This window comes from Kitasatospora sp. NPDC058444 (assembly GCF_042721415.1).
Taxonomy (GTDB): domain Bacteria; phylum Actinomycetota; class Actinomycetes; order Streptomycetales; family Streptomycetaceae; genus Kitasatospora.
In genome coordinates this window covers 1-20,603 of record NZ_JBHXLL010000052.1, presented here as the reverse complement: position 1 = coordinate 20,603, position 20,603 = coordinate 1, and the positions used below count along the sequence as shown (strand labels likewise).

The 20,603-nt window shown below is 74.4% G+C and carries 20 protein-coding genes; 11 read left to right on the top strand and 9 right to left on the bottom strand.

Annotated features, from left to right (window positions below):
* Positions 1-198 precede the first annotated feature (198 nt).
* Positions 199-4,263, bottom strand: a complete 4,065-nt coding sequence (locus tag ACFWP2_RS34615; protein ID WP_380459012.1) for an AAA domain-containing protein — start codon at positions 4,261-4,263, stop codon at positions 199-201.
* 298 nt (positions 4,264-4,561) lie between these two features.
* Positions 4,562-5,962: a M14 family metallopeptidase gene (locus ACFWP2_RS34610; RefSeq protein ID WP_380459010.1), complete on the bottom strand. Its 1,401-nt coding sequence runs from the start codon at positions 5,960-5,962 to the stop codon at positions 4,562-4,564.
* A gap of 501 nt (positions 5,963-6,463) precedes the next feature.
* Here ACFWP2_RS34610 and ACFWP2_RS34605 point away from each other — a divergent pair.
* From ACFWP2_RS34605 to ACFWP2_RS34595, 3 genes are all read left to right on the top strand, one after another.
* Positions 6,464-7,519 (top strand): helix-turn-helix domain-containing protein, encoded by a 1,056-nt coding sequence (locus ACFWP2_RS34605; RefSeq protein WP_380459007.1) that lies wholly within the window; start codon positions 6,464-6,466, stop codon positions 7,517-7,519.
* Positions 7,520-7,591: 72 nt separating this feature from the next.
* A complete protein-coding gene (locus ACFWP2_RS34600; protein ID WP_380459004.1) occupies positions 7,592-8,002 on the top strand; it encodes a peptidase inhibitor family I36 protein in 411 nt (136 codons plus the stop codon).
* A complete protein-coding gene (locus ACFWP2_RS34595) occupies positions 7,999-8,826 on the top strand; it encodes a hypothetical protein (RefSeq protein WP_380459001.1) in 828 nt (275 codons plus the stop codon). Before ACFWP2_RS34600 ends, ACFWP2_RS34595 begins: the two co-directional genes overlap by 4 nt.
* 253 nt (positions 8,827-9,079) lie before the next feature.
* On the opposite strand, the gene ACFWP2_RS34590 is transcribed toward ACFWP2_RS34595, so the two are convergent.
* Positions 9,080-10,531: a BTAD domain-containing putative transcriptional regulator gene (locus ACFWP2_RS34590; RefSeq protein WP_380458998.1), complete on the bottom strand. Its 1,452-nt coding sequence runs from the start codon at positions 10,529-10,531 to the stop codon at positions 9,080-9,082.
* Positions 10,532-10,655: 124 nt separating this feature from the next.
* On the opposite strand from ACFWP2_RS34590, the gene ACFWP2_RS34585 reads away from it, so the two are divergent.
* The 4 genes from ACFWP2_RS34585 to ACFWP2_RS34570 all read left to right on the top strand — a co-directional run bounded on the left by ACFWP2_RS34585 (position 10,656) and on the right by ACFWP2_RS34570 (position 13,927).
* Complete coding sequence (locus ACFWP2_RS34585; RefSeq protein WP_380458996.1) at positions 10,656-11,330, top strand: hypothetical protein; 675 nt, start codon at positions 10,656-10,658, stop codon at positions 11,328-11,330.
* Positions 11,331-11,503: 173 nt separating this feature from the next.
* Positions 11,504-12,109 carry a hypothetical protein gene (locus tag ACFWP2_RS34580; RefSeq protein WP_380458993.1) on the top strand — a complete coding sequence of 202 codons (606 nt, stop codon included), beginning with the start codon at positions 11,504-11,506 and terminating at the stop codon, positions 12,107-12,109.
* A 214-nt stretch (positions 12,110-12,323) separates the two neighbouring features.
* Positions 12,324-13,184 carry a DUF4389 domain-containing protein gene (locus ACFWP2_RS34575; RefSeq protein ID WP_380458991.1) on the top strand — a complete coding sequence of 287 codons (861 nt, stop codon included), beginning with the start codon at positions 12,324-12,326 and terminating at the stop codon, positions 13,182-13,184.
* Positions 13,185-13,294: 110 nt separating this feature from the next.
* The gene (locus ACFWP2_RS34570) at positions 13,295-13,927 is read left to right on the top strand and encodes a peptidase inhibitor family I36 protein (RefSeq protein WP_380458988.1); all 633 of its coding nucleotides are present in this window, start codon (positions 13,295-13,297) and stop codon (positions 13,925-13,927) included.
* Between the two features lie 61 nt (positions 13,928-13,988).
* Here ACFWP2_RS34570 and ACFWP2_RS34565 read toward each other — a convergent pair whose 3' ends face one another.
* The 4 genes from ACFWP2_RS34565 to ACFWP2_RS34550 all read right to left on the bottom strand — a co-directional run bounded on the left by ACFWP2_RS34565 (position 13,989) and on the right by ACFWP2_RS34550 (position 17,022).
* A complete protein-coding gene (locus ACFWP2_RS34565; RefSeq protein ID WP_380458986.1) occupies positions 13,989-14,183 on the bottom strand; it encodes a hypothetical protein in 195 nt (64 codons plus the stop codon).
* Between the two features lie 199 nt (positions 14,184-14,382).
* Positions 14,383-15,756: a carotenoid oxygenase family protein gene (locus ACFWP2_RS34560; RefSeq protein ID WP_380458983.1), complete on the bottom strand. Its 1,374-nt coding sequence runs from the start codon at positions 15,754-15,756 to the stop codon at positions 14,383-14,385.
* 52 nt (positions 15,757-15,808) lie between these two features.
* Entirely contained in the window at positions 15,809-16,309 is a 501-nt protein-coding gene (locus tag ACFWP2_RS34555; protein WP_380458980.1) for an SRPBCC family protein, read from the bottom strand.
* 146 nt (positions 16,310-16,455) lie between these two features.
* Positions 16,456-17,022 carry a TetR/AcrR family transcriptional regulator gene (locus tag ACFWP2_RS34550; RefSeq protein WP_380458977.1) on the bottom strand — a complete coding sequence of 189 codons (567 nt, stop codon included), beginning with the start codon at positions 17,020-17,022 and terminating at the stop codon, positions 16,456-16,458.
* Positions 17,023-17,230: 208 nt separating this feature from the next.
* On the opposite strand from ACFWP2_RS34550, the gene ACFWP2_RS34545 reads away from it, so the two are divergent.
* The 3 genes from ACFWP2_RS34545 to ACFWP2_RS34535 all read left to right on the top strand — a co-directional run bounded on the left by ACFWP2_RS34545 (position 17,231) and on the right by ACFWP2_RS34535 (position 19,291).
* Positions 17,231-17,590, top strand: a complete 360-nt coding sequence (locus tag ACFWP2_RS34545) for a hypothetical protein (RefSeq protein WP_380458973.1) — start codon at positions 17,231-17,233, stop codon at positions 17,588-17,590.
* Between the two features lie 240 nt (positions 17,591-17,830).
* Positions 17,831-18,457 carry a C40 family peptidase gene (locus ACFWP2_RS34540; RefSeq protein ID WP_380458971.1) on the top strand — a complete coding sequence of 209 codons (627 nt, stop codon included), beginning with the start codon at positions 17,831-17,833 and terminating at the stop codon, positions 18,455-18,457.
* Between the two features lie 87 nt (positions 18,458-18,544).
* Complete coding sequence (locus ACFWP2_RS34535) at positions 18,545-19,291, top strand: phosphotransferase family protein (protein ID WP_380458968.1); 747 nt, start codon at positions 18,545-18,547, stop codon at positions 19,289-19,291.
* Positions 19,292-19,443: 152 nt separating this feature from the next.
* Here ACFWP2_RS34535 and ACFWP2_RS34530 read toward each other — a convergent pair whose 3' ends face one another.
* Complete coding sequence (locus tag ACFWP2_RS34530; RefSeq protein WP_380458966.1) at positions 19,444-19,722, bottom strand: MarR family winged helix-turn-helix transcriptional regulator; 279 nt, start codon at positions 19,720-19,722, stop codon at positions 19,444-19,446.
* A 36-nt stretch (positions 19,723-19,758) separates the two neighbouring features.
* Here ACFWP2_RS34530 and ACFWP2_RS34525 point away from each other — a divergent pair, with 36 nt between their 5' ends.
* The gene (locus ACFWP2_RS34525) at positions 19,759-20,169 is read left to right on the top strand and encodes a VOC family protein (protein WP_380458963.1); all 411 of its coding nucleotides are present in this window, start codon (positions 19,759-19,761) and stop codon (positions 20,167-20,169) included.
* A gap of 61 nt (positions 20,170-20,230) precedes the next feature.
* Here the strand turns inward: ACFWP2_RS34525 and ACFWP2_RS34520 are convergent, their stop codons facing one another.
* Complete coding sequence (locus ACFWP2_RS34520; RefSeq protein ID WP_380458960.1) at positions 20,231-20,515, bottom strand: hypothetical protein; 285 nt, start codon at positions 20,513-20,515, stop codon at positions 20,231-20,233.
* Positions 20,516-20,603 lie beyond the last annotated feature (88 nt).

Genomic DNA, 20,603 nt, shown 5'->3' with positions numbered 1-20,603 from the left:
CCGAGCGCTCCCCCTCTCCCCACGATCCGTCAGACCGCACCGCTCCGTTGACGAGTACACATCTCGATCACTCCGGTGCTTCGGCGGCCGGCCCGCCGCCCCGTCCCCCGAAAACCGAACGAACGGTTTCATCCGGTGCGGTTCGCCGCCTCATCGGCTTCCGGGTCGCGGACGGGACCGCTCGGAAGACCGAGGGGCTCAGCCCTCGCCTCCCCGGTCGGCGTGATCGCCGGCCGGGTCGTCGAGGGGCCAGGAGTCGCGGTCGCGGACGTGGTCGTAGGCGGGGAGTTCGGCCGCCAGGACGTCGAAGTGGAGCAGTGGGGCCCACAGCGCGCGGTCGCCGACGACGTAGAGGCGCCGTTTGGCGCGGCTGGCCGCGACGTTCAGCAGGTGCGGGGTCGCGGCGGCCCAGGCGCGGGCGCCGGGGCGGCCCGCGCCGAGCAGCAGGATGACGACGTCGGCCTCCTTGCCCTGGGCCTTGTGGACGGTGGCGCAGCGCTCGTCGAGGAGTTCGGCGGTCCAGCCGGGGAGCCTGCGGCAGGTCTCCCGGGCCTCGGAGACGAGCGCGCGGAACGGGGCGATGATCCGCAGGCGTTCGACGCCGACACCGTGACGGTCGAGTCGGCCCAGGAGGAAGGTGAGGGCGCGGCGGTCGCGCTCGCCCCAAGGGGCGTCGGCCGGGCGGTCGGGGTCCGGGGTGTCGAGCCAGCGGCTGGGCAGCAGGCCGTCGTGGTCCGGGTCGGGGAAGGGCTGGGGGTGGGTGCCGTGGACCATCAGGCCGCCGTAGGCGACCTCGTTGCTGACGGTGAACATCGGCTCCTCGCAGCGGCGGTGGACGCGCAGCGGTGAGCCCACCCAGACCGTGTCGTCCTCCCCGCCGGTGGGGGCGGGCAGGTAGGTGCCGTAGCGGTTGACCCGGTCGGCGACGGCCTGCGCGGAGGTGGCGGAGGGCAGCCACTCCTCGTCGACGCCGTAGGCCAGCAGGAGCCGGCGCTGCAGGGCGGTCGGCATGGTGACGACGGGTTCCAGCTGGAGCGGGTCGCCGACGAGGACGGCGCGGCGGGCCCGCCAGAGGGCGCCGACGGCGGCCTGCGGGGTGGCCTGGCCTGCCTCGTCGACGAGGAGCCAGCCGATGGAGCCCTGGCCGAGGCGGGCGAACATGCTGCCGATCGAGGAGAAGGTGGTGGACACGACCGGGACGAGGAGGAAGAGGGTCTGCCAGGCCTGGAGGACCTGCTCGTCGGGGACCGGGCCGCCGCTTCCGGCCATCAGCTCCACCAGGACCTGGAGGTTGCCGCGGATCCGCTTGGCCGTGTTGGCGACGAGGGCCCGGTGCAGGTCGAGGGCGCGCAGGAAGAGGTCGCTGCGGGCGGTGCTCCAGGCCTCGTCGGACCAGGGGGCGCCGAGTTCCTGCTCGTGGTCGTCGAGCTGCGGCCAGTCCAGGGGAAGGGAGGGCAGTCCGGCGGCGGCCGCGCGCAGGGCCCGGTGGGCGGCGCCGAGTTCGGCGTCGGCGGCCGCCAGGTCGCTCCGGGCGGCCCGGGCGGCCTGCCGGGCCCGCTCGACGTCCGCCCCGGCGGCGGACTCCGCGCCGCGGGCGGCGTCCTGGTGGACGCGGGCACGGGCGGCGACCGTCTCGGCCTCGGTGACGGCGGTGGCGGTGCGGGCGGTCAGGTCGGCCGCGAGGTCCTCGGCGCGGGTGTAGCGGGAGACGTGGTCGTGGGCCTCCTCCAGAGCGGTGCGCTGCTGGACGAGCTGGGCGAGGAGGTCGCTCCGGCTGCGTTCGCGGTGCTCTTCGGCGGCCTGGCGTTCGGCGCCGCTCTGGAGCAGGCGGCGCAGCCCGGCGCGCAGGCCCGGCTGCGCGCCGGGCGGCTCGTCGTGGAGGGCCGTCAGCACCTCGACCTGTCGGCGGTGCTGGTCGGCGCGTTCGCGGGCGGTGGCCAGGGCGGCCCGGGCGTCGGCGAGGGCCTCGCGGGCCCGGGGCACGTGCGCGGCGGCGGCCCGGTGGGCGGCTTCGGCGCTGTGGGTGGCGGTGCGGGCGGTCTCGGCGGCCGCCGCCGCGGCGGCGTGGCGGGCCTCGGCGGCCGCCACGCGCTCGTCGGCGCGGGCGATGGCGGCGCGCAGGGCGTCGAGGCGGGGCTGGACCCGCTCCGCCCGGGTCTCCGCCAGGGCGGCGGCGAGGCGGACGCGTTCGGCGCGCAGGCGTTCGACCTCGGCCTGGGCGGCCTTGAAGGCGCCGACGGCCTCGAACCAGGAGGGGACGGGCTGGGCGGGGGCCGGGGCCTGTTCGGGAGCGGTAGCGGCCGTGGCCGCCGCGGTCTGACGGTCGCGCGGGGTACGGGCGGGCCTGGGCGCGCTGGGCGGGACCCAGTCGCCGAGGACGGCGTTCATGCCGCGCAGCGGCGGGAGCCCGGCGGCGTCGCGGGCGGCGGTCTCGTCCTCGGGCAGGCGGCCCCACCAGAAGCGCTCGGTGAACTTGGTCCGGTTGGTCTTGTTGCCGAGGACGGCGGCGACCAGCCCCCAGGCGGGCGCGCCGCCGAGCAGGGCGGAGGCGAGGTCGGAGAAGTGGTCGGGGCCGTCGTGCCAGTGCGCGTCGAGGGCGTCGGCGCCGGGCAGTTCGGCGGTGATGTTCTCCACGGCGCCGTTGTTGGAGGAGGTGACCACGATCTCGCGGCCGGTGAGCCGCGGGTCGAGGGCGGAGACGAAGCGCGGGTGGACGCCCTGGCGGTCCTTGCCCCGCCAGGCGCGGCCGACGAACGCCTCCTCGGGCCGCCGGTAGCCGGCCATGACGGCGGCCCGTTCGACGACGAGGGCGGCGACCAGGTCGCGCAGCATGGTGGTCTTGCCGGTGCCGGGCGGGCCGTTGACGGAGAACAGGCCGCCGGGGTCGGTGCTCGCGGTGGCGGCGTCCGTCTTCCCGGCCGTCGTACCCGCCGTCGTCCCGGCCGTCGTTCCCGGCGCCGTTCCCAGCGCGGCGCGGTCGGCGAGCATCCGGTTGACCGCGAACTGCTGGCTGAGCGCCAACGGGTAGCGCGCCTTGGCGGGCCAGCGTCCGGCGGGGACGAGGGCCGGATCGACGCCCGCGAGGACGGTGGTGCGGTCCTCGCGCAGGTCGGTGCGGGCGTCGACCGGGATGTCCCCGCGGCCGGTCAGGTAGGCCTCCAGGGCGGGGCCGAGGCCGTCCTTGAGGGCGCCACGGACCCGGGCGAGGTCGGGCGGCAGGAGGCTGTTGAGGAACGGCTGCGCGGCGGCGGGCTTGGCCTTCGGGTCGCGCGGACGGTGCACCAGCCGGCTCTGGACCCGGATCACCCGCGGGTCCAGGTGCGTCTCGACACCGCAGAGATGGGCGATCTGGGCGGTCAGGGCGACGAGGTCGGCGAGCGTGACCGGGCGCGGGCCGGTGTCCTCCGCCGTCCCGTCCGCCTCCGTCCCGTCGGCAGCCCCCTCGGCCGGGTGCGTGGCCCCGTCTGCCGAACGCGTGGCCGCCCCGGCCTGGTCCGGGCGGCGGGCCGCCGCCCACTCGGCGACGCGCCGCACCAGCGGGTCCGTCGCCCCCTGCACCGCGGCCCCGGCGACCTCGCCGAACAGCGCGCCGACCGCCGCCACCGCCGCGCCGCCCAGGATCTCCGCGAGCAGCTGGCGCCAGCCCCGGGCGGTCTCCTCCCCCACCGGCGTCGGCTCCGGCAGGAACCCGGGCCCCGGCGCGTACGGAACCGGCGTCGCGGTCAGCCGCCCCACCGCGACCTCGAACGCCTCGCCCAGCTCCTCGAAGCCGTCCAGCCAACCGGCCGCCGACGGCCCCGGGTCGAAGAGCCGGCCCGTCGCCCAGCCGCACGCGGAGACCACCGAGGTGTCCTGGACCGGCCGCCCGTGCTCGTCCAGGACGAGGGCGAACATCGCGCTCTTCCCCGACAGCACCAGCTCCTCGTCCGGCACCCCCGGATCCGGGTCGGTTCCCTTCGGCAGGACGGCGATCATCGCCTGCCGCAACAGCTCCAGGTCGAACACCCCGCCGTACACCTCGTGCCGCCACACCATCCCGCGCGGCGCCCGCCGGGCCGCCGTCTCCGGATGCTCCGGCGCCCACGGCAGCAGCGGCGCCGCACGGCCCGCCGCCGGCGTCACGTCGACGACGATCACGTCCGACGCCCGGGGGCGGCCCGTCCGGCGCTTGCGCGGCACCTCCGGAATCGACGGCGGACTGAACAGCTCGACCGCCCGCCAGCACTCCAGCAGGTCCCCGACCCGCCCGTCCCTACCCCGCACCCCGTAGCCCCCTGATCCGAACCAGCGGCCCGCAGCCGCTTCGTGTGCCGATCAACCGGCGGCAGAATCTACCGGACGGCGGGCGGGTACGCCGAGTGCCCGGGTCGGATCCGGCGGCGGGCACCGCACCCACCCGGCTCGGCCGGGGTACGGCGGAGCCGCCGCGCCACACCGCCTTCGCGCAGGATCCACCCCGCGTACGACGGGTGGCCCGGAACGACGGGTGGCCGGCCGCGGGGTCGATCCCGCGGCCGGCGTCGGGCCGTGGCACGGTGCGAGCCGTACCATCGGCGCCCGGTCAGGCCGGGATGCCGCAGTACTGCTGCTGCTTGCCGATCGCGCGGTAGACGCAGTCGGCCGTCTCCACCAGGCGCAGGACCGCTTCGCGGTTGCGGCTGGTCTCGCGGCCGATCACCTCGTCGGGCGGGTAGAAGCCGCCGCCGCCGGTCTCTCCGGGGTACATCTCGAAGGTGTAGGCGAAGATCCGCTGCGCGCCCCACAGCCAGTCGTCGATCGCCCCGTCGGTGATGTAGAGGTCGCTCGACTGCTCGGGCGTGTAGCCGTTGGTGGCGGCCATGCCCCGGCCGAGGGCGGCGAAGGTGTTGTACTCGTCGGCGGTCATGCCGGTGGCGGTGTCGGCGGTGGTCCAGCCGAACGGCCAGAGCACCAGTTCGCTGTAGGTGTGGAAGTCGATGGCGGCGGTGATCTGCTGCTTGCCGTCGACGATCCGGCTGCGGACGAAGTCGGCGACCACCTTGGTCTCCTTGGCGGACTCCGGGGCGCTGCCGCGGTAGGTCTCGCTGGAGGTGGAGCCGGAGGAGCCGCCGCAGCAGCCCCACTTGTAGTTCCAGTTGCGGTTGAGGTCGGTGCCGACGCTGCCGCTGCCGGCGTTCGGCTGGCGGTCCTTGCGCCAGCTGCGGTAGCGGCCGGTCGCGATGTCGTACTCGCCGCCGTCCGGGTTGAGGTCGGGGATCACCCAGATCTCGCGGCTGTTGACGGCGTTGGCGATGCGGCTGTCGGTGGCGTACTTGTCGCCGAACTCGTGCAGCAGGTAGAGCGCCATCTCGACGGTGAGGTGCTCGCGGGCGTGCTGGTGGGCGGTGAACAGCACCTCGGGCTCGTTCTCGTCGGTGCCGACGTTGTCGCTGATCTTCACCGCGACGATCGGGCGGCCCTCGTAGGAGGTGCCGATGACGCGCTTGCTCATGATGTCCGGGTGCGCGGCGACCACCGCGTCGATGTCGGCGGTGGCCTCGGCGTAGTTGTGGTAGCCGGAGTCGGCCTGCGGGAAGTCGTACACCGGGCCGGCCAGGGCCTCGTCGCCGGGTTCGGCGCCGTAGCGCGGGCCGGGCAGGGCGACCGGCGACCAGCCGAGCGCCCGCACCCGGGTGGCCTCGGCCGGGGTGGCGGTGATCACCACCGCGTCGGGCAGGACGGCGTCGACGGAGGCTCCGGTGGCGGCGACGGCGGTGCGTTCGGCGACGGTGCGGGGACCGTCGATCCGGTACTGCCGTGAGGTGTCGACACCGAAGTCGGCACCGAAGTCGACGCGGATGTCCGTGGCACGGTCGGCGGTGACGGGCGTGGGTGCCGGCAGGCGGTCGGGGGCGGCGGCCTGGGCGGTGAGCGGGGTGGCGAGGGCGAGGGCCAGCAGCACGGCGGTGGCCGCGGCGGGCTTCCCTCGGCGGGGCAGTCGCATGACTGTCCTCCTGTGGGGGTCCGTGGAGGCGGAACGGTGGAGGAGGTGAGGCGCGCGCCAGCTTGATGGTGCGTCAGTGTCATGGGTTCGTCAAGGCGTTGGAAAGGCCGGGTCCGGCGCGGGCCGGACGCGAGTCGCGCGTGGGCCCTGCCGAACCGCGTCCCGGTCTCCGTGCTTCCGGCCACACGGGGATCGGTTCGGGCCAGCTCCACGGGATCGCGGGGATCCGGCAGGTGGGCTCTGCCTACTGTCGAAGGGGCCCTTGGCAGCTGTCCCCGGGCGGCGCGCGGCCTCGATGAACCCGTACGGCGCCGGCCCTCGGCCGAACCTTCGCCGCCCACATCGTGCGTACCGCCGAGGTAGCCACATCGCGTGTACCGCCGAGGCAGGGAGTCCGCGCTGTGCCGTCCTTGATGCACGCGACCTCCGCGCGGAGAAGTCCCCGCCGGACGCGGACCGGGCCGACGATCCCCTCACCCCGACGTGGGAACTGGAGGTTCCGTGGGATACACCGTCCTGAGCACGACCAGTGTGCCGGCCGAGCAGCGCTTCGACTGGTGGTGCGACCTGATAGGCCGTTCCGTCGCCCCCGTACGGATCCGGAGCGGCCACACCTCCGACTTCCTGGCCGACACCGGCGCCCTGGACCTGGGGGCCGTCCGGTTGACCACGATGTCTTTTCCGCCGATCCACTCCTTGCGCACGCCCGCGCTGATCAGGAATTCCGACCCCGAGGGCTATGAACTGGCGCTCATCCTGGACAGCGAGATGTCGATATCGCAGTCCCGGCAGGACAGCCGCCTGTCGACGGGCGACTTCGCCCTGTGGAACACGTCGCTGCCGTACGAGGGAAAGGGGCTGGGCGGGACGGCCGGACCACTGCTGCGCGGGATCGTGCTGCATCTGCCGCGTTCCGGGTTCCCGCTGCCGGGCGGCAGGATGGACCGCCTCCTGGCACGGGCCCTGCCGGGCCGGAGCGGTGCCGGCGCGGTGCTCGCGGCCTTCCTGCGCAGCGTCGTCGACCAGGCACCGTCGCTGGAGGGGCCGGCGCTGGACCGGATGGGCACGGTGGCCCTGGAACTGACCGCCGCCTTCCTCGCCCACCACCTCGACGCCCACGACCGCCTGCCGCCGGAGGCCCGCAACCGCATGCTGCTGGCCCGGATCAACGCCTTCATCGAGGACAACCTGGCCGAGCCCGCGCTGTCCCCCGCGTCCGTCGCCGCCCACCACGGCATCTCGGTACGGACGCTCCACTACCTCTTCCGGCAGCAGCGGGAGACCGTCTCGGCGACCATCCGCAGCCGCCGACTGGCGCGCTGCCACGCGGCCCTGAGCGACCCCGCCCTGCGTGCGCTGCCCGTCCACGCCATCGGCGCGCGCTGGGGCATCGCCGACGCCGCCACCTTCAGCCGCTCCTTCCGCGGCGCCTACGGCATCACCCCCGCCGAGCACCGGCGATCGACGCTTCCCGCTCCGCCGGCCACCCGTCCCGCCCGCGCCGGCTCCGGCCGCCCTGCGCGCAGCGTCAAGGAAGGCTGCGCCCCCGGGCAATGACGCCACCGCACGGTCCGACGGAGACTTCTCGCACGGGACGGTCGCGACCCGTCCCCCAACGGAGGAGCGAACATGCGACGAACGAAGACGCGAGGACGCAGTCTGCTACTGGCGGCACTGGCCGCGGCGGGCCTCACGGCCGGCACCGTGGCCGCGGCCGCTCCGGCGAGCGCGGACAGCTGCGTCAACGGATGGTTCTGTCTCTACTACAACTCCAACGGAGGCGGAGCGTTCGTCAGGATCGGCGGGAACATCCCCAACCTGACGGACGTCAAGTTCAACGCCTGCGGCACCAACTGCAACGGGATCGGTCAGAGCGTCTGGAACAACGCCGCCTCGGCGCGGAACACCAACGACTTCTACGCCGCCACCGTCTTCTACCGGTTCAACTACCTGGGCCCGAGCGACTTCATTCCGACCAACGCCCTTCGCAACCTCGGCAACACGTACAACGAGGACGCCTCCGTGCAGTTCGGGCCGTGAACAGGCGGACCGCACTGACGGCGTGCGCGGTCGCCGTCTGCGTCGCGGCCGGCGGGGCGGTGGGCTACACGACCACCGCCGGCCGCGGCACGGACGGCACCGGGACCACACGGGCGGAGCTCCCCGTGCAGGCGTACCTGCTGACCTACCAGCAGCGCGAAGACCTGAACAGCGCGTACGAACGGCTGGTGGAGCGCTGCATGCGCGAACGGGGCGCGCCGATCCAGCCGCTGGTGCACGTGCGCCCGCCCCTGAAGGACTTCCTGGAACGGCGCTACGGCCTGACCGACCTGGAACAGGCCGAGCGGTACGGCTACGGGCTCCCTCCGTCCAGGGAGGCCGCCCCGGCACCGGCCCCGCCGGAGCTGACGGACGCTCAACGCCTCGTCTACGAGGGAACGCCGGGCGGGGAGCAGCCGCAGGGCTGCGTGGGCCGGGCCGTCGAGCAGCTCGGCGACGCCGCCAGGGTGCGGGAGACACCGGTCGCCATGGAACTGCAGCGGAAGTCGTGGGACGCGTCGGCCAAGGATCCCCGGGTCGTCGCGGCGACGGCCAGGTGGTCGTCGTGCATGAACGCGCTCGGCTACCACGCCTCCTCGCCCGTGGACACGAGCGACCGGAAGGCCGCCGACCTGGCGGCGGAGCGGGCACAGGCCGCCTCGGAAGTACGGTGCAACCGCTCGTCCGGCGTCGTCCGCGAGTGGTTCGCGGTCGAGGCCGCGTACCAGGACGAGATGATCGAGCGGAACAAGGACGCCCTGTCGGCCGAACGGTCCGCCGCGCAGCGGGTCGTCGACCGGGCACGCGCGGTGCTCGACGGCTGACAGGGGACGGCTGACGAGCCACCGCGTCCGCCGACCGTGGCGAGCGCTCGACCGGGGCTCCGGTACGTGGGTGACCATGCGAGGCCGCTCCCGTACCGGAGCCCCGTCGTGCCAGGAGGCGAGCCCGTGGGCACCCCGCCCGACCCACGGGTCACGAGCGAGTTCCGTGGCATCCTGATCCAGGATCCTGCGAACCCGCGCCCTTCGGCCCGCCCGCCCGCACGGCCCGCACGGCCCGTACGGCCCGTACGGCTCAGGTGGCCGAACGGGTCCCACAGGTCGAGAGGCTGCACCAGCGCCGCCGGCCGCTCGCGTCCAGGAAGAGCCAGCCGCAGCCGTTGCTGGGGCAGCGGCGGATGGTGAACCGGCGTGGGTCGGCGAGCAGTTCACCGGCCGCGCGGGCGGCGGCGTACAGCGGCAGCCGCAGGCCGACCGCCGGTGGCAGCCGCCAGTGCGCCAGCCCGTCCTCGCCCCGGGTGAAGACCGCCGACCGCCCCGCCTCCTGCACCACCGCGGCCACCGCGGCGAAGGCGGCGCCGTCCTGCGGGTCGGTCAGGCACGCGTGGAGGGCCGAGCGGAACGCGCGGGCGCCGGCGAGCACGGCGGCGGCCTCCTCGGGCCGCTCCGCCGCCCGGCGGAGCAGCGCCTCGACCACCAGCTCGTCGGCGAGGTCGTGGTGGCCGGCCCAGACCGCGAGCGTGGGGTAGCCGCGCAGCCAGTCCGACCCGGGCAGCGGCGGGGCCGCCGGGTCGACGCTCCAGCCGGCGTAGGTGTTGCAGAACTCCAGCGCCGGATGGCCGCCCGCGCTCCACGGCAGCCACTGCTCGCCGACCCGCACCGCGTACAGCGGCGCCGGAGGGCGGTCCAGCCGGGGGTCGGCCCGCAGGATGCGGTCGTGCAGGGCGGCGAGTTCGGCGCCCGGCTCCACGCCGAGGCCGTCCACCAGCAGGCGCCGGGTGCGGCGGTAGAGGGCGAGCGCCTCCACCTGCCGGCCGGCCCGGTAGAGCGCGGTCATCAGGGCGAGGACGAGGCGCTCGCGGGACAGCAGGTCGTCGGCGGGGAAGCCGGACGGGGCGCCGGCAGCCTCGGAACCGTCGTTGGCCGGCGTCCCGACCGAGGGCGCGGTCAGAGAGGGCGCGCTCAGAGAAGGCCCGGTCAGAGAAGGCGCGGTCAGATCGGCGAGCACCTGTTCGTGCCGGCCCATGGCGAGCAGGATCTCAGCCCGCTGCTCCAGCGCGGACAGCCGCAACTCGGCCAGTCGGCGGCCGAGGCGTCCGCGCAGTTCCTCGTCCACGACGTCGGCGAGCAGCGGTCCGCGCCAGAGCGCGAGCGCCCGGTCGTGGCAGCGCAGCCGCTCACCCGGGTCCCCGGTGGCCGCCGCCCGGGCGGTCAGGTCGAGGAACTCCCGGACGTCGACCGCGTGTTGGCCGGAAGCGAGGGCGTACCCGTCGTGCCGGGTCTCGATCACCACCCCGTACGGGCGCAGCCGGGCCCGCAGCCGCCCGACGTACGTGTGGACGGTGCCGCGGGCCGAGCCGGGCGGATTGCCGCCCCAGAGCAGGTCGATCAGCCGGTCGGTGGTGACGACCCGTCCGTCCTCCAGCAGCAGGACGGCCAGCAGGCACCGCTCCTGGCGGCGGCTGCCGGCCAGGACGGGTTCACCCTCGTGGCCGGCCTCGAACGACCCGAGCAGTCGGAACTCCATGGCGGGCCACCTTAGCGGTCGGCCCCGGAGGTCTTCGGGGGCCGGTTCCGGAACCCTTGTTGACGGCCCGTGAGTCCCCGGGCCTTAGGATCCCTTGATGATCATCAACGAGGGGAGATCAGCGATGAGGAACGCACGGGGGATCCTGGCCGCGGCCGTGGCGGTCGGCGTGCTCGCCACGGGCTGCGGGTCCGACGGCGGCGACAAGAAGGAGGCGCTGCCGAAGGCGGAGAAGCTCGCCGCCGACACCGGCGCACGGTACACGTCGATCGGCGTGCCCGCGCTGGACGGCCTGACCTGCGACAAGGGCAACGGCGGCTTCCACTTCGGCAACGACCTGGACATGCTGATCGCCGGTGACGACGACCTGCCGGAGATCAAGCAGGACTCCGGCAAGGACAAGGTCTCCTGCTTCGGCGCGACGCGCATCACCCTCGGCAAGGGCGGGATGCGGGCGACCGTGCCGCACCTCACCACCCGAACGACGTTGTACGAGAAGGTCGCGGACCCCGCCGCCTCACTGAACGCGGTCTTCTCCCACACCATGGACCTGGTGAAGGGCTACGGCCGGAACCCGGTCGGCGAGCCGAGGACCTTCACCACCAAGGAGTTGGTGGTGAAGTGCCAGCAGAACGTCAGCGACACCTTCCCCATGACGACCTGCTTCTGGGCGAACTACGGAGCGATCGGCGTCGTCGACTTCTTCCCGCCGGACGGCAAGCACGTGCCGATCGACGAAGCCGCCGCACGGACGCACCAGTTCGCCGTGGGTGCTCTCACGGCCGCCGGCACGTCCTGACCCTTCGGCGGACCGCCGGGAGGAGCCCGAGCGGTCCGCCGGCGGCGCGGCCGGGCGGTCCGTCGGCGGCGCGCCGGGCGGCGACGGCCCGGGGCTCGTGGTGAGAATCCGGTCAGGGGTGCCTGCCAGGCTGAGGCCCCTGAAGGCCCGACACCCCACCAGGAGAAGCGATCATGCGACGAATCCTGCTCAACGCCGCGTCCACCGTGCTGGCAGCCGCCACCGCCGTCGCCCTGACCGTCCTGGCGGGCACCCCGGCCGGCGCCGTGTCCGGCCCGGCCGGCTCCTCCGCCTCGTCCACCGCCTCGGACACCTCATCGGACACCTCCGGGACCGTCGCCGGTCAGGGCGGGTGGGAGCCGTGGCCGTCGCCGACGTTCGACCTCCCGGCCGGCTCCCGCTGCGACTTCCCCGTGCACATGGAGGCCGTCGTCGACGAGGTGCAGCGGCGGGTCCTGGAGTACGCCCCCGACGGCACCACCGTGCGGCGCGCCGCCTTCCGGGGAGCCCTCGTCCTGCGGCTCACCAACACCACGACCGGCGCCTCGTACGACGCGGACGCCGGCGGCCGGTCCGTCGTGGACTACCGTCCCGACAACTCCCAGACCTGGCACGCCCGCGGCCCGATCCTGCTCGGTGTCGGCGCGAACGCCGGCAACCTGCCCCGCGACCTCTACACCGTCGACGGTGTCTACACCATCGACATCAGCGCCACCGGCTACCGGACGCTGACCATCGAGCACGGCTCCGCCGAGCCCCTCTGCGCGAAGATCGCCTGACCGGGCGCCACGCGCCCGGCCTTCACCGGCGCCCCCGCCCCCACCGGGCAGGTCGGCCGGGCCGCGCCGGACAACGGCGCGCCGGGCCACGTCGGCCGGCTGCCCCGTCCGGCGCAGCGTGACGCGCGGGGCGGGCGGGTTGCTGCGATCTTCGGAGGGCACCCGGCCGCGCCCGACCGCCGGGTCCCGTCGTCCCGAGACCGTGGAGGCCCGGATGTGGCAGGCTCCCCCCGCCCCCGTCAGCCGCGAGTGGCTCCCGGTGCTGGACATGCCGGCGCCCGGCCCGCAGAACCGCTGGACGGTGCTGCTGCGCGCGCTGCTGCTGATCCCCCAGTTCGTGGTGGTGTGGGTGCTGTCGGTGGTGGCGTTCCTCGTCACCGTCGTCGGCTGGTTCGGTGCGCTGGCGCTCGGCCGACTGCCGGTCTTCGTGGCGGACTACCTCACCGTGTTCGTCCCGTACGACATCCGCGTCACCGCGTACCTGATGCTCACCGTGGACCGCTACCCGCCGTTCCGGTTCGAGGTCCCGGACTATCCGGTGCAGGTCGGGCTGCGGCCGGGTGAGCTGAACCGGCTCGCCGTGCTGTTCCGCATCTTCCTCGTCATCCCGGCCGCGATCGTGCAGGGCCTGGTGTTCGCCGGGTGGTGGGCGGTGTCGTTCGTCCTCTGGCTGGTGGTGCTGGTCCTCGGCCGGATGCCGCAGGCGCTGTACGAGGCGACGACCGCGATCCTGCGCTACCGGATGCGCTTCTACGCCTATCTGGTGATGATCTCGTCCGCCTACCCCAAGCGCCTGTTCGGCGACGAGCCGGGCAGCGAGCCGGAGGGCCCGGCCTCGGCCACCCGTCCGCTGGTCCTGAGCGGCGCGGCGCGCGGGCTGCTCGTCCTCTTCCTGATCATCGGCCTGGCCTCCTCGGCGACGGGCTCGATCACCGCCTCGGTGAACTCGGACGACGACGACAACGACGAGGGCGGCTCCGCCCCGACCCGGCGCGTCGTCGCACCCCTCGTACCGGGCCCCGCCGACCGGGCGCGCGACTCCCACCGGCCCGGCGAGTCCACCCGCGGGTCGTAGGTTCGCCCGATCAGGGGGGCGCGTGCGCACCGGCGTGCTGTCGCCGCGTACGCGCCGTCTGATCGAGAAAGCGAGGTTACCGGCCGTACGTGTACGGCTACGTTTGGCATATGACGCACTCTCGAGTCCGCCGACTCCTCGTCCGTACAGCCGGGGCGCTCGTGCTCCTGGCCGCTCCCCTCGGGGCACAGGCCGCCGCCGCGCACAGCCCGGCCGGGGACCAGAGAGCCATCATCACCGCACTCGGCGACCGCGACCGCGACGCACTGCAGCAGGCGGTGGACGCCCAGCTCGCCGCGGGCAAGGGCGGCAAGCAGACCGCCGCCAACGAGATCACCTACCCCGACGGCGCGGTGATGGTGCTCCCGCTGCCCGGCCAGGCGCAGGCACCGCCGTGGAGCGGCGACCACCACCGCCGCGCCGGTCGCAGCCCGGACTGGAAGAACTGCCCCACCCCGGCCACCGAGCCGTCGTACTACTGCTTCTACACCGACAAGAACTGGGGCGGCCGCCGGCTCCAGTTCAACCTCTTCCACGAGGACGCCGCCGTGTACTTCACCGACTACGGGTTCCGCGACCAGGCGAGCAGCTGGGTGAACACGGCGCGCGGGCTGGAGGTGATCGTGGACAACGACCCGGGCGACGGCCAGTGGCAGATGCTCTGGAAGGAGCCGGCGGTGTCGCTGTCCGCCTCGGTCGCGTACGACAACATGGCCGACCGGTTCTGGGCGGTCAGGCAGTAGTCCACCCCGCCCTGCCATCGGCCCTGCCATCGGCCCTGCCATCGGTCGCACACCGGCCGCGCTACCGGCCGCCGGCCGAGGCCGGGGGTGAGACCGGGGGCGAGACCGCGCCGGTGGGGACCGGCTCCGGCGTGACCGTGATGTAGGTCGGCGCCGGAGCGGTCTGCCGGGAGTCCGCCGCGTACCAGCCGGCACCGAACGCGACGATGCCCAGCAGAAGGCCCCCGAGGACCAGCGTGAGGATGTGCTGTTTCATGGCCCAAGGGTAGGGGCGGAGCGGTCAACTTCCTTGCCGCCACGGCCCGATGGGCAGCTCAACCGTCAATCAGGATTGACGTACCGCCCGGCGCCCCCCGGGTTCCGGGGAGAGCCGGGCGCGATCGTGACGGGGCACGCACGAGCCCCCGGCCGTGCGGGGGAAGCGCGGCCGGGGGCGGTCGGTAGGGCGCGGGGTGCTACGCAAGGGCGGTGTCGGGGATCCAGGAGCCGTGGATCATGGCGGGCACCCGGCGCGGCAGGTGGACGGTCGCGACCGGCGGGAGGGTCAGGTCGGAGGCGTCCAGGACGAGCAGCTTCGAGGCGTTCACGTTCAGGTCGCTGACGACGGTGAGCAGCCAGCCGGCGTCCTCGTCCGCGTCCGGGCGCTCCTCGGCGGGGACGAACACGGCCTCGCCGGGCAGCTGCCCGGTGCCGACCGGGAGCAGCTGCCGCCCGCCGGTGCGGCGGTCGTACTTGACCAGGGCGTGGTTGCCGACGCCCCGGTCGTCGGGGAAGGAGAGCGCGTACTGGTAGCGGTGCTCGCGGCCGAGGAACGCGTCGCTGATGGTCGGGAACTCCACGGTGAGGTCGTCGGTCTGCTCCTCCCGGACCCGCCCGGCCACCAGGTCCACGACCCAGCGGCGGCCGCGGGAGCCGGAGTTGGGCTCGGCGCCGCGGTCGGGGGCGCCGACCCACCAGTTCCACGAGCGCTGCCAGCCGTCCCGGCCGACCGACGGGCCCTCGACGACGATCCGCCCGGCGGCGTCCTCGTAGGCGTTGGCGAGGTGCATCGCGTAGCCGGCCTCGATCGGGAACCAGCGGACCGCGGCCGCCCCGCCCTCGCCGCGCGGCATCACACCGAGCCGCGCCGCCTGGCCGTCGCTCCAGCCGTACGGGATGCCCGAGTGGTCGGCCGGGTCGAAGGTGACCGAGCCCTCCAGGAAGACCACGTGGTGCGCGGTGATCGCGAAGTCGTGCTTGAGCGCGGCGCTCGCGCCCGGCACCTCCTGGCTGGTGAGCACGGTGCCGTCGGGCGAGGAGACGTGGTGGATCAGGTGGGGCGGGAACGGCGAGGAGGCGAAGAAGTGCAGGTCGCCGGTGAGCGGGTCCTCCTTGGGGTGGGCGGTCATCGCCGAGGTGAGCCGGCCGTTCCAGTCGTAGGCGCCGACGGTCTCCAGCTCGGCGGTCAGCTCGAAGGGGAGGGCGGACTCGCAGAGGGCGAGCAGGCGGCCGCCGTGCTCGATGACGTGGGTGCCCGCGGTGGAGGCGGTCAGGTCGGGGCCGTGCTCGGTGAGGTACGGGGCGCCGTCGAGGGCGGGGGTCCTGACCCACCGGTTGCGGTACCACTCGGCACGGCCGTCGCGGAGCCGGATGCCGTGCACCATGCCGCTGCCCTTGAACCAGTGGGAGGGGGTGATGCCGGGTTTGGGGTTGTGGCTGTTGCGGATCAGACGGCCGGTCAGCTCGGGCGGCGGGTGGCCCTCAACGGTCAGTTCGGTGGCGGTGAGCTCGTCGGCGACGGGGGCGTAGTGGCCGGCCAGGTAGGGCTTGGGGGCGGAGGCGGCGGTCATGGGAGGGTCCTTCCGTGCACGGTGCGGGCGGGTGGGGACGAGGTTCGGGAGCTCAGTCGGCGGTGGCCTGGGCGGCGGCGGTGGCGGGGCGGTGCACGGTCTCGGCGGTGGCCTTGAGGTGGTCCAGCCAGCGCTCCAGGGACTCCCGCAGCGCCTGCCCCAGCGCCTCGGGCATGGCGTCGACGGCCGGTCCGCTCCAGGACTCCTCCGTGCTGACGGTCACCCGTCCGTCGCCGGCGGGTTCGAAGGACCAGACGTGGATGCCTTCGATGCCCTCGGCGGGGCCGCCCCAGACGATCCGGCGGCCGGGGGCGAGTTCGCGGACGGTCGAGGTGATGTCCAGGCCGTGGGTGCGCCAGGTGAAGGATGTGCCCGGTCCGGTGAGCGGGGCGCCGTCGAGGCGGGCCTGCTCGATGTCGGGGTTCCAGCCCGGCCAGGCCTCGACGTCGGTGTGCAGGGCCCAGACGAGGGCGGGCGGGGCGTCGACGGTGGTGGCGAGGCGGACGACGACGGGGGCGGTGGCGTCGATGGCGTGGGTGGGGTGAGTGGTCACTTCGTGGTCTCCCGGATTGGATGAGTGGTTAACCACTCACACTTGTTCCCGAAAAAAGGGCGGCGGCGTTCGGCCCGTCGCGTGCGCGCGGACCTCCCGCCCCGCCGGGGTGGGTGGCGCCGACCGGGAATGGCCGACGGGTGCGATCAGTAGTGCGTGATGCCGGCCGCGAGGGTCCGCGTCCACGGCGCGTCGACCTCGTCCGCACCCATCGAGACCAGCAGGTGGCAGAGCATGCCGGTGGCGAAGAAGCCCTGGATCTGCGGCTCCGCCGCACCCGAGGCCCCGCGCACGTACTCGACCAGCCGGGCGTACCCCTGCCGGACCGCCTCCCGGACGGCCGGCTCGGAGACCGCCGCCGCCTGGGCGTGCAGTTGGACCAGCATCAGGTCGTTGTCGGTGATCAGCCTGGCGTAGGCGTCCCCCATGGACTGGAGGACCGCCTCCGGGGAACTCCCCCCCGCCTCCGCCGCGCCGCGCTCCAGACTCCCCCGGACCCGTACGAAGCAGTGCTCGACCACCGCCACGAACAGGGCCTCCTTGCTCGGGAAGAGCCGGTACACGTACGCCTGCGAGATGCCGGCCGCCTTCGCCACCTCCGTGGTGGTGGTGCCGAAGTACCCCCGCGCGGCGAACGCCCCGATCGCGGTGCGCAGCACCGTCTCGCGACGCTCCTCGGCGGTGGACAGCTGCCGGGGTCGTTCCTTCTGCATGTGAGTACTCAACCACTCACACTTCATCACCGTCAAGATCCGGCGCCCAGGAGCGCCGCCACCCCATGTGTCCCGGCCGGTGCGCACCGCACCGCCCCGGACCGGACGTCACCCACACGAGCGCATTGTGCGGCCCTGTGGAGTCGATCTGCTTCGTGTGCGGCAGAACCCCTCCGCAGACCTTCCGCGCCCACCCAAGGAGCCCACCATGCGACTGGCCTTGTCCCTCCGCGCCGTCCTCACCGTCCTCGCGCTGGTCGGCGCGTCGGTGATGGTCGTCGCGACGCCGGCCACCGCGGCGACGTGCCCGCACAGCGACTCGCCCAAGATCGACGGCGCGGAGGCCACCTGGACCCTGAAGTGCAAGAAGGTCGAAGGAGTCGAGTCGCTGTACGTCGACGGGTGGGTGGAGGACACCCGGGCCGACGGCATGTGCGCGACGGTCACGATCGCGCCCGACGGCGGGCGCTACCCGGAGGAGGTGCAGGCCTGCGGCTCCGGGACGCGCGAGCAGATCCACAAGTTCTACACGGGCAGGAGCGCCACGGTGAAGCTCAGCGTGCGCTGATGACCGGTTGACCGGCGGGGGCGGGCCGCCCTCGGGAACCGTACCCATCGGCGCGAGCCGACCGGCCCCGCCCCCATGCACACCGGCGAACTCCCTTCCGTTCCACCGCCCTTGCGGCCGCGATTCACCGTTGCGGGTGATGGCGGACCGGCCCGCCGGAACGGAATCCTGGTGGGTGCGCCCGGGCACCACGCCACCGGACGTCCGACACAGCCACCTCCAGCACCGGGAGGCACCGCCATGGAGCCCCAACCGTCCGGCCGCGACCAGCTCTCCGGAGTACGGCGGCGCCGCATGCTCGGCCTCGCGCTCGGGGCGGGCCTCGTCCCGGCGCTCGGCCCGGCCGCCCAGGCGGCGTCCGACACCTCGCCCGAGACGCCGCGGATCCTGCCCGCGGCCGCGCTGGGCCGCCGGGTCGCCGAGGTGGCCACGAGCCAGCTCGGCGTGCCGTACGCCTGGGGCGGCGGCGACCGGCTGGGCGCGGGCCTCGGCTTCTGCGACGAGGAGAACGGCTGGCTGAACGGCGAGTGCCTGGGTGAGAAGACGGTCGGCTTCGACTGCAGCGGCCTCTCCCTCTACTGCTGGTACCGGGCCAGCCACGGCACCGTCGAGCTCGGGCACTACACCGTCGCGCAGTTCAACCTCAGCGCCCCGGTGGCGCGCGACGCGCTCGCCCCGGGCGACCTGCTGTTCTTCTCCCGCCCCGACGCCCCCCTGCACCACGTCGGGATCCACGTCGGCGAGGGCGCGATGATCCACGCCGAGCGGACGGGCACCCTGGTCGCCCGGGTCGAGAACGTGCTCGACGTCCCGCGCTGGGCGGGCGAGTTCGCCGGCGCCCGCCGCCCGGGCCCGCCCGCGGCCTGACTCGGGGAGCGGGTGGCGGCCTGCCGCGGTCATCGCACGTGACAAACCCGGCGACGTCCGCGGTCGTCCCCGGGATACTGGTCTCCCATGGATGAGGTCGAAGTCGTCGTCGCCCATTCCGAACGCGCGACCCTGCGCGTCGGCGACGTGTTCCTGAAGGTGGACGCCGATCAGGCGCGCATCGACGTCGAGGTCGAGGCGATGGCCCTCGCGCCGGTCCCGACCCCGGAGGTCCTGTGGCGCAGGCCGCCCGTGCTCGCGATCGCCGCGCTCCCGGGGACGACGCTCGGGCGCCTCGGCGGGCCGTCGACCGGGGCACCGGCGGAGTGGGCCGCGGCGGGCGCCGCCATCCGGACGCTGCACGACGCGCCGCTGCCGCCCTGGCGCGGCCGGGCCGGCCGGAGCATCACCGCACTGGCGGCGGAACTCGACGACGAGTGCGAGACCCTCGTGACGAACGGGATCCTGCCCGCCGACCTGGTCGCCCGCAACCGCCGGGTCTCCGAGGCCGCGCTCCGGCCGTGGACTCCGGCGTTCACCCACGGCGACCTGCAGATCGCGCACCTCTTCGTCGACGGCGGCGAGGTCACCGGCATCATCGACTGGTCCGAGGCGGGCCAGGGCGACGCCCTGTACGACCTCGCCACCTTCACGCTCGGACACGGGGAGCACCTCGACGACGTCATCGCCGGCTACGGCACCGCCGTCGACCTCGACGTGATCCACGCATGGTGGTCGCTGCGAAGCCTGCTGGCGGTTCGCTGGCTGATCGAGCACGGCTTCGACCCCTTCGCACCGGGCTGTGAGGTCGACGTGCTGAGATCCCTGATGTGAACCACCGCGCGGGCCCGAGCAGCCGCACGACCTCGCCTGCCAGGAGCGCCACCATCGGCGTCGCCCCGACCACCGGCCGTCGAGGTGTCACCTCCTTCAGGGCCGGCCGCGGTCTCGCCCGGCACCGGCAGCGGAGATCCGTCGGCCCGCGGTCACAGGCCGCCGCGCCACTCCCCCGTGCCGTGGTGCACCCGCACCAGCAACTCGTGCAGCACCTGCCGCTCCCCGGCTTCCAGCGGCGCGAGCACCTCGTCCTGCACCGCCCGCGCCTGCGCCTGCAGTTCGGCGAGCAGCGCCCGTCCGGCGTCGGTGATCGAGACCGAGACCCGCCGGCGGTCGGTCTGGTCGCGGGCGCGCTCGACGTACCCGGCGGCGGCGAGCTGGTCGGCGACCTTGGCGAGGTCGCTCGGGTCGATGGCGAGCCGCCACACCAACCGCACCCTCCGCCCGCTGCCAGGAGTTCTCCCGTGGACGCCCCGTACCCCCGCCTGCTCGTCACCCGCTTCGCCGAGTGCTTCGGCTTCTACCGGGCGGTCCTGACGCCGCTCGCCGGCGCCACCCTGGCCAAGGGCACGCCCGAGGGCCCGTACGCCGGCTGGGACCTCGCCGACCGCACCTTCCTGGCCCTCTTCGACCGCTCCGCGATGGCCGCCACCCTCGGCACCGCCGACCTGCCCGCCCAGCCCGCCGCACCCTCGCAGGACACCGCGATGCTGGTCCTCCGGGTGGACGATGTGGACGGCGCACTCGCCCTCTGCCTGCGCCACGGCGGCACCCCTGTCACGCCGCCGACCGACCGTCCGGAGTGGGGCCCCACCCTGCGCAGCGCCCATCTGCGCGACCCGGACGGCCGGGTGATCGAGCTCCAGTCGTACTGAGCCGTACGGACCGACCGCGCCGCACGGAGCCCTGACCTCGTGCGGCGCGGTCGATCGCCGGCTACTCCATCGGCAGCGCGGGGCGGCCCGGCAGCCCGGCGGCCTCGAACCCGGCTCCGGCCTGCTCGAGTTGGTCGGCCCGGAAGTCCGAGGAGCAGGCCCGTCCGAGGGCCTGCGCGGCGGTGTCGGCACCCGGGACGTGCCCGAGCACCGCGGCGCAGTACTGGACGGCGGGGCTGGGCAGCGGGCGGAGCTCGGTCGAGCCCGCCGGGGTGGCGGCCACCGCCCCGGCGAGGGCGAGACAGCCGGCCAGAGCGGGAACGGCGAAGCCGCGTGGAATGCGCATCGGGGGTACCTCCGTACGGGTGGGGACAGCGGTGGCCCGGGGGGGGGGGGGGGCGGCGCCCCCCCCCCACCCGGCGGCCCCCCACCGG